The following is an 8,808-nucleotide window of genomic DNA, read 5'->3' as shown; positions in this document are numbered from 1 at the left end:
CCGACGACGATAGCCGGTCTGCGAGCGCAACCCTTCCCCCCGCATCAGGCGGGCTACGCGATGCCGGCCACAGGACTCTCCCAGCTCACGCAGGTCGTCGTGGATCTTGCGATAGCCGTAGACCCCAGTTGGCGAAAGAATTGATCGGTGATACGCAGCCAAGTGCTGGACATGACAATCACGGGGACGATCTATTCAGGACCAATAAGAAGTCGGGAATGCTTCTCGGCATTTCCAGCGACCGACGAGTTCGCGCTTTCAAAGCAGGCAGCAGAACGGTTCCCTATTGAATTCTATCCATAGAACAGGGGTGATGAGGGCACCAGTCAGCACCCCCACACAAAACGCAAGTACTCCCGCCGCAGCCACCTTCAGATGCAATTGCAACCAGCCGACGGCTGAAGCTAGCAGCCCCAAATAGACCCAAGGTGAAACTTGATGCAAAAACACAGCTATTGCAGGAATGGATTCCGCTCGTGCGTCATCCAGGGGCACAGACATGGCGATGAGCACCGCAAGTCCCAACCACGCGATCAAAGCCACAAGCCAACCGGCAGTTAGACAAACCGGAAGCTCGCTCCATCGCCAGACGGTATGGGCTTGCCAAGACGGCAATTTCGTATCCCCGAACACAGAATTCGCTGAAGATTGTTCCTTTCGCATCTATATTTTTCGCCCGTTTCTCAGTAGTGGGGAAAAACCATACGCGAACTCACACACTAGGCTTGCACGAATAATCCCACCTCGGCATAGGAATTTACCGACAATAAATCGAGACACCTACCAAGCAACAGATAGATATCGACAGCCACATAGTTCCACCTGACGCCTCTGTAATTACCTGCCACCAGGCTCAGCCCCTGTCTCTTTCGAAAACATGAAACAATTCATATTTTTAAAAAATAAAAATTAACGAGGAATAATCTGAAAGAGATGCCATCGCCAGATACTTAAAATGCATTGCGTGAGGTGTCAACCGGCCGCAAGGCCCGCCGACCGAGACATTAACTTGACTACAAGCAATCCGTTACGCGAAGCTCCATCCTATCTGCAGCACTTTGCCATAATTGCATCGACTGCAACAGCAGTCGCAGCAATTGCTCAGCTTACAGATTTAAATAATGTAAGCCCCAACTATACCTTGAATGAATTTTACACCGGGATGCCTGGCGCAGTACCTCTGCCCGGCAAAGCACTGGTCACCGCTCCAATTTCGCCTAGCGCATATAACTCTACCCAAGATCAATGGGCTGCCCACACTCGGGCGAACCTAGAGTATTACAGCCTCCCAATTTTATATCCTCCCCCCAATACCATACAGCTACCTGCCTCCTGCGCAGAACATACTTCGCCTCAGTCTCTGGCGACGCTGCAATCTGGATTTTCTGGGCCGCTATCGGACTGGAAGCGCTCGGTGTTACTCAGGCCAGCTTGCTCTCTCTCGTCAAACCCATCTAAAAATTCTCATATCAACATTGATAACAATTCAATCTTAAATTTTCGCTGGCAATCGCTTGCACGGCTCGACTTGGCTCATATTTCTATCGCCACCATATAGAGAAAACTATTAAAGGTGTAGCTCAATTGATTTCAAGAGAGTTTTATCTGACGTAACCAAGTATAGAACTGGGATCCTGTAAATATGCTGGCATATAGGCTAGGCCGCTGGATATTCAGGCACGCCCAACATCTTGCTGAACAAGTACATTGCGGCACCACCTTATGCACGGAAAACCTAAACAAAATAGTCGTAGATTCTACTACCATCTTAAAAAGCGGCTTGACATCCCATCGATAAATCGCGCCGAAAGAAATGGATTAATCAGTTCCAAGCAGGCCGAACGATTGAGATCTTGGGCTGTAGTAGAGAAAAACAAAGAGCTCACAAGAGTAACTATCCTCAGCCAAGGCGGGGTGTCTATTGGCGAGGTAATTCAAATCAAGAGTGAACTTCCATGGCTAGCTACACCACTGGGTAACGAGTGGCCGGCAGGAATGGCTTTCAAAGAAATGGATGAAGCAGTCAACTATCTTAAAACTCATGCAAAGGAAAATATGGAGCAGTAATACCACATTCCAAATCGCGCAGGTTAAAATGTGGCTTTGAAAAAGCAAAGCCACACCTTCAAAACATCTACAAAATTTTACTTAACTCTTCGTCCTGCTAAAAATATTCAACCCCATTCACCCTCTTGCATCCGGCAGAGATAATTTAAATTGAATTTCCGTCCCCACACCTACACGACTTTTTGCAGATATATCTCCGCCCATCAAAGTCACCAAACTTTTACATATAGCCAACCCCAGACTGGATCTCCCCTGCCCTACACGCATACCATCGAGATCATATGAGAAAGGTTCAAAAAGACCGATCTGGTCAGGCTCAAGAATTCCAACTCCTGTATCTTCAACGTCCATTATTACTTCAACCAGCCCCTGACCTTGCCCTCGTGCACTGAGTCGGACCAGCACAACCCCTTCTTCAGTATATTTTATTGCATTATCCAAGAGCAATTGCAGTATTTGCTGTAGACGAAGCGCGTCACACCAGACTTTTGGCTGAAGCGCCAAGTTAAAATCAGATGAAAGCTCCAACCCTTTAGCTTGGGCTTGACTTCTGAAGTTATCCAACTGGTTATTCACCAACTCCCGCAGATCAGCCTTTTCTTTCACAAGCCGTATGCGGCCTGCCTTTACTCGACAGAGAAGCTTAACCTCATCCAATATACTAAGAAGGTTAAAGGATACTGAGCGAGCGACGACCAGCGGCTTATCACGTACATCTGACTCGTCCTTTCCCAGTCTGAGATTTATCATCGCTATGATTTTTTGCAGTGGCCCCTGAATTTCCTCTGCGATCCCCCTAAGGTACTCAGTCTTTCCGTGGCTGATCACTTCGATACGAGCATTAGCGTTCCGCAGATCTCGCACCACATCATCCTGGTCCGTGACATTGACTGACCCACAGATTGCTCCTATCAGGACGCCCCTCTTATCCCGATAAGGTCGCCCCCAATGCCGGAGTACCAGGCGACCTATTTTCAATTGCACTTCCACGTCCGCCTGATAGGGTTCCCCCGCTTGGATGGCGGAAGCTAAATCTTCCCTAAGCAATTCAGCCTCGTTGGGATCAGCAAACTCTGCCAACTCGCCTACTCGTTTTCCGATAATTTCCTCCTCAGAAACTCCGAGCAGTTCTAATGTCGCCTTATTACAGTACAGAATGCGGGTATCAAGAGCCCTAATAGTAATGGGATGCGGCAGTTCATCCATAGTGCGCCTTAGAAGCTCAAGCTCCTCTAGCTGGTCCTCACTCAATTGCGGGCTTTCCGCTTTTCCGCTATCACCTTCGACTAAGCCATGTCTTCGGGAAATATCTATCAATTCCACCAGGGATTTCGCCCGCATTTTCTCCATCAGTCTGACTTTATAGGTACTTACAGTCTTATCACTTATGGCAAGTTGATCGGCGATAGCGATATTGCTCATTCCCTTAGCTAGCAATTGCAGGACACTAAGCTCCCTAACGGAAAGCTTATTGAGCACTGCTTTATCTGCGACGTTTACCGTTCCCATTCGACTGGAAGGGAAGTAGCTCAACCCTTTGGTGATTGCCCGAACGGCCAATAGAACTTCCTGAGGATCAGCCTGCTTGCTGACGAAACCCGTTGCACCGGCTGAAACGCAACGCCCCGCGAAGTACTCCGAATCCTGTGAGGTCAGCACCAACGTTTTCACGCGCGACTCTTGAGTGGCTAGGCGTTGAACGACCTCCAGCCCTCCCAGGCGTGGAATTGACAAGTCGAGGATCATGATATCCGGGTTGCAGTCACGGGCCTGCTGCAACGCGCTGGGGCCGTTGTCCGCCTCGCCGACCACCTCGTGCCGGTCATTCTCCAACAGGAGCCGCAATGCTTCCCGCGTCAAAGGTTGCTCATCGACGATTAAAATTCTGCTCATGGGGGCTTCTCTCAGGATGACTATTTTTTTTTTAGCCCATGGCATGCCATTGCGCTCGTACTGGAACTAATTTCCTTCGCTTTGACCACAGACAATCGGACAGCTGTGGACAGGCCTTGATGGCGAGAATTGAGCTATGGGCGAGGATCGACGCTGGCAGGAGTGGACTTGGTTATGAGGCGTCGTTACGCGATGAGTCCGGCGCCTCAGTTGCTGGAACTGCATCCGTTGCAAGCGGCCGATCAGCTTGCGCAGGTTACCGGCGGGAGCTGTTTTCGACGCACTGGCTAATTGGGGGGCAGAGGGCCAGGTCAGCAAGCAATCAGCGTTCGGCAAGAGAAGATATGCGCGAGGCAGGTCCGGAATCGACGAAGCAGTCGTGAACCCCGAGGTGGGCTTCTCCGCCGATTCCGATTTTAGGCCCGAAGCGCCGCAAGGCGCTTCGGGACTCATTACGCCTGGATTTACAGCGATGCTTGAGCGCCGCGAATCACCAGCTCGACGCGGCGGTTGGGCGCGTTGCAGGCGATCTGTGCGCTGCGCGAACCGCTGTTGCACTGCACCACCGGCTCGAGGCTGCCACGCCCAGTGGCCGTGAGCTGATCGCTTTGAATGCCCGCTTCCAGCAGCACCCGGCGGATCGACTCGGCGCGTTGAAGGGACAGGCGCTGGTTGGCTGCCGCAGTGCCGATGGGGTCGGCATGGCCGACGATTTCCACGCCCTGGACCTTGTTCAGATCCTGCCTGATCTCCTGCACGACCTGGCTCAGTTGGCTCCGGCCTTCTGCGGTCAAGTCCTGGTACGAGCCCTTGCCGAAGGCGAACAGCACATCACTGCGTAGGCTCAGGCGGGTTTCCGTCTGGCAGGGCACCACGGCACTGGCGCGGCTGAGTACATGGATCTGTCGGCGCATACCCTGGAGGCTGCGTTCAGCCTGCTTGCCGGTGTGTACGATGGGCGTCTTCTGGCCAATTCCGACCGGTGCTTCCAGCACGTAGGTCTGGCCGCCGGCCAGCTTGGCGTAGCTCTGCGGATTGCGCTTGCCGGTGTACAGCGGTGCGTCACCGATGTACGACTCCACCGAGTGCTCGCCCGCGGGGGTGCAGAACACGGTGTAACCACCGGGCATCAGGGCACTCTGCAACTCGCCGTCGATGTAGACGTGAGCCGCCTGCTTGCCGCCATCGTTACCACGGAACATTACGATCTGGGCCTGGGCGACCGAGACGGACTCCACCTTCTGATGGGAGTCGCCGTAAATCGAAGTGTCGATACCAGCCTCAACTTCGCCAGCAAAGCCGATAGCCAGTACTAAGGCGCTGAGGCAGACGACATTATGCAAAGGCCAGGAAGGGAAAATGCTCATGAAAATAACTCCAGAACCTCGCCGCCACGCGGAGAGGCTCCATCCTGAAATGACTAAATCGAGGGAGAAGTGTGTTCGGCCCGGCAGGGCCGAACACAGACACCTGCATCAGATGAGATTGACCTTCACCGCACTCTGGATCAGCAACTCCGCATCCAGCCCGCTGTGGTGGTAGGTGTTATAGGACTGATTGTCGACGGAGGTCTGGCCGGTTAGGGCCCAGTCGCCATAGTCAGGCCCGGTGGCACCCAGCAGGTCATCGAGATTCACGGTGTCGTTGGCATCGCCCTTTACCATCATCTGCACGGTGTGTTTACCCGAAGCTTGGAACAGGTCCACCTGACCATTCTCCAGTACATCCTTGACCGACAGCGTGAGGGTGTTGGCACCGGAAGTTGTCCCCCCCGTGGCCAGGAAACCAGTGATATCCAAGACCTCGAAACCCGTCAGCTTGCCCGCAGAGGTCGCCAGGTTCAGGTTGAAGACATGGCTGCCACCTTCCAGTTTCAAGATATCCACGCCATCTCCGCCATGGAAGCCCTTGTTACTGGTGCTCGCAAGGAAGCCCGCTGCGCTGTACTTCAGGCTCACCACATCGTACGAGGAGGTACCGTAGTAGCTATCTGACAGGTCATCGATCTTCAGCTCACGAGTATCGGTTACGTGCAGCGCCTGGGTTTCCGTATAGCTACTCATGGTCAGGCTATCGCTACCGGAAATGACCTTGAAGCTGCTTACTTCGATACCAGCCACTGCCTGGTAGCTGAATGCCTTGTATTGGTAGCCGGAGGAAGTACCGCTAACTGTCTCGCGATGGATCTCATTTCCGTTAGTGCCATAAACGATGATCTCCGCTCCGCTCTCCAAACCGGACAGCGTGAACCCAATGCGGGTCGCAGGCTTGTCCAAGGTGAACAGCATGTCTGCCATGGCCGCATCGCTCACAGTCAAACCTGCATATTTCTGGTTGGTGATCTGAGCAGTCTTCTCCAGCGATGCACCGCTGGTGGTGACTGTGAAGCCTTCGCCGTTGTAGGTGTTGTCGACCACTGTCGAAGACGCGCTGGAGAGAGAGTCACTGATGGCTTTCGTGGAGAAGCCACCCCCTATCACGTGGTAAGCCAAGGAGCTTTCTCCCGCCACGCCATTGGAGACAATACTCACCGCGACGTCGAAGTCATACAACACGCCTTGTGAGGTAGTGCCGCTGTTGGTGACGGCTTTGGGCACATTCACAACGACCTGCCCCGAATCGATGTCCAGAGCAGTTAACGTCTGGTCGAAGAGTGCGATTCCCCACTGGACATGGACAATATCCCCCGCCTTGGCGCCAGTGTTGGCCAGTGACACCGTCATTTCCACGCCAGTATTGGCCTCGGTTGCACTTAGCAAACCGTCGTCAGCCTTCGGAATGCCCAGAATGGTCGGCGCTTTGGCTGGGGCGGCCCAAGTTACCTCTTGCTCGGTCAAATAAGCCGAGTTGCCTTTACCGTCAGAGATACGGGCCTGAATTGTCCAGTCAGCGGTGTGACTGGATTTGTCCACAAAGGCCCAACTCTTACCATCTGTGGCACTCACTTGGCTCCAGGTTTTGCCTTTATCCACCGAGACTTCCAGGAAGTTTCCCGAGGCAATGGCCTGGGCCACACTGCCGGTTATATAGCGCCCGGCCCCGCCAGCAGCGCCGAACTCGCTGTCCCCACCACTTACCGAAAGGATTTCGATCGCCTCGGAAATGGTTTGGCCGAGTTCAGCCGAAACTTGCAACGTCGCCGACTGACTATGCCCCTGGCTATCCATGGCGGTGTAGCGATAATCCCAATGAGCAATATCGCCAATATTTGCGTTCAGCTCAGTAGAAGGACGCAATTGATAGAGATAGTCGCCCGCTACATAGTTGGCGTTAGCTTTCGTATACAGGGTCAATACACCCATTTCGGTATCCAGCACCAAGCGTCCAGTAAGATCGTCGTAGCTGGCCGTTACCTTGGCGCTAGGATTCTGTACCTCCAGCTTGCCACCGGTGATCCGGTAGATCGCTCCATCGTGCTCCACCTGAGCGATGACTTCCTTACCATCCTTGATGATCTTGGCGTCGTTGGACAGCAGATTGCCCGAGGAAGAGTCAACGAAGAGGTTGTTCAGCATAATGCCGGCCAGATCATCGATTGATGGCGACATAATGGTCTGGCTGGTTGTGATCTTTGACAGCTCAGAATCTCTAATACCGCTGCCCAGTCCGATGGTCGTGACTGGAATTGGCATATTCCCCCCTGGCGGATTGGCCATCAAACTTTGCCATGAAGCATACTGACTGGCAGTCGGAACAGGTAACGAATCTCCATCAGATAAAAAGAATACCTGTTTGTTCTCCACAATACCGGCAGACATTTCGGAATCTATTCTCTGAGATGCCGTACTCAACGCCTCCACATAGTTTGTTCCTCCAGTTGCAACCAGAGAATTAATCACATCCACCAGCCGGGAGTAATCCGCATCGGTGGCTTTGGCGAAGGTGAAACTACCGTGAGATTTCGTGCTCGTTGCGAAGGTAATCAGATCAAAGGTCGCTGTGCCGCCGTAATAGAGGACAGTGCTCATCATGGAAAGCAGCGCATGCTTGGCAGCCGCTATTCCTGTGCCATTCATGCTGCCGGAGGTATCGAGCACCACGGTGTAGTTGAAGACCGCCGAGCCTCCGCTAAGCATTGCCGGTTGATCGTCACCGCCGGGCACCACGCCGAAATTGAAGGGGGCAGACGGCAGGCTGGTGTTGCCGACCTTGTCCACTGCCTCCACGGTCAACTCATGAGCGCCTTCGTCCAATGGGGTCTGGGGGGTGAATTCCCACTTGCCATTATTGTCGGCGGTGGTGCTGCCGATGACCTTGCCGCCATTCTTGATGATGACAGTACTACCGGCTTCGGCGCTGCCAGTGATTACAGGTGTGTTGTCTTCGGAGTTGGAGCCTGGCAGTACTGACTGTTTGCTCTCCTCGTCATAGATCGTGTCGATGGTCGGTTTTGCCGGCGCGGTGACATCGACGGTGTAGCCATGGTTGGCGGTGATCAGGCCGGTGTTGCCAGCCGCATCATGGGCCACCAGGGTAGCGTCGATGCTGGTGGCCTTGGCCAGGTCGGCGCCGGATACCTGCACGCTCCACTTGCCATCGGCTGCCACAGTGGCGCTGTAGGTGGTGCCGTTGAGCTTGAAGCTCACCACATCACCCACCTGGAACTCACCGATCGCCTTGCCGCTGATGGTCTGCTGCACCTGCGATTCGGCCAGGTTGACGATGTCGTCGCCGGCCACGGTGTCGATGGTCAGTTGGGTGCTGGCTGCGTCCGGCGCCGCCACGTCGACGGTGTAAGGACGGTTGGCCGTGACACTGCTCTGGTTGCCGGCCGCATCATGGGCCACCAGGGTAGCGTCGATGCTGCTGCCCTTGGCCAGGTCGGTGCCCGATACCTGCACGCTCCAG

General features: G+C 53.9%; 4 protein-coding genes and 2 pseudogenes. 1 reads left to right on the top strand and 5 read right to left on the bottom strand.

What is annotated here, in order from left to right; translation table 11 throughout:
- Window positions 1–138: pseudogene (locus IB274_RS29350) on the bottom strand (IS3 family transposase); the annotation flags it as partial.
- 1,584 nt (window positions 139–1,722) lie between these two features.
- On the opposite strand from IB274_RS29350, the gene IB274_RS29345 reads away from it, so the two are divergent.
- Window positions 1,723–2,067 (top strand): hypothetical protein, encoded by a 345-nt coding sequence (locus IB274_RS29345; protein WP_192436279.1) that lies wholly within the window; start codon window positions 1,723–1,725, stop codon window positions 2,065–2,067.
- A gap of 117 nt (window positions 2,068–2,184) precedes the next feature.
- Here IB274_RS29345 and IB274_RS30010 read toward each other — a convergent pair whose 3' ends face one another.
- From IB274_RS30010 to IB274_RS29330, 4 genes and pseudogenes are all read right to left on the bottom strand, one after another.
- Complete coding sequence (locus IB274_RS30010) at window positions 2,185–3,375, bottom strand: PAS domain-containing sensor histidine kinase (RefSeq protein WP_412548462.1); 1,191 nt, start codon at window positions 3,373–3,375, stop codon at window positions 2,185–2,187.
- Window positions 3,352–3,960, bottom strand: a pseudogene (locus IB274_RS30005) (response regulator); the annotation flags it as partial. The pseudogene IB274_RS30005 and the gene IB274_RS30010, both read right to left, overlap by 24 nt.
- A gap of 464 nt (window positions 3,961–4,424) precedes the next feature.
- On the bottom strand, window positions 4,425–5,327 hold the full coding sequence (locus tag IB274_RS29335) for an OmpA family protein (RefSeq protein ID WP_192436277.1): 903 nt from the start codon (window positions 5,325–5,327) through the stop codon (window positions 4,425–4,427).
- Between the two features lie 108 nt (window positions 5,328–5,435).
- Window positions 5,436–8,808 (bottom strand): Ig-like domain-containing protein (locus tag IB274_RS29330; protein WP_192436276.1); only part of this gene is annotated, 3,373 nt, incomplete at its 5' end.

The sequence above is a fragment of the Pseudomonas sp. PDM18 genome (assembly GCF_014852585.1).
In the GTDB taxonomy this organism is placed as follows: domain Bacteria; phylum Pseudomonadota; class Gammaproteobacteria; order Pseudomonadales; family Pseudomonadaceae; genus Pseudomonas.
The sequence above is the reverse complement of the archived record's forward strand: the minus strand, read 5'-3'. Positions and strand labels throughout refer to the sequence as shown.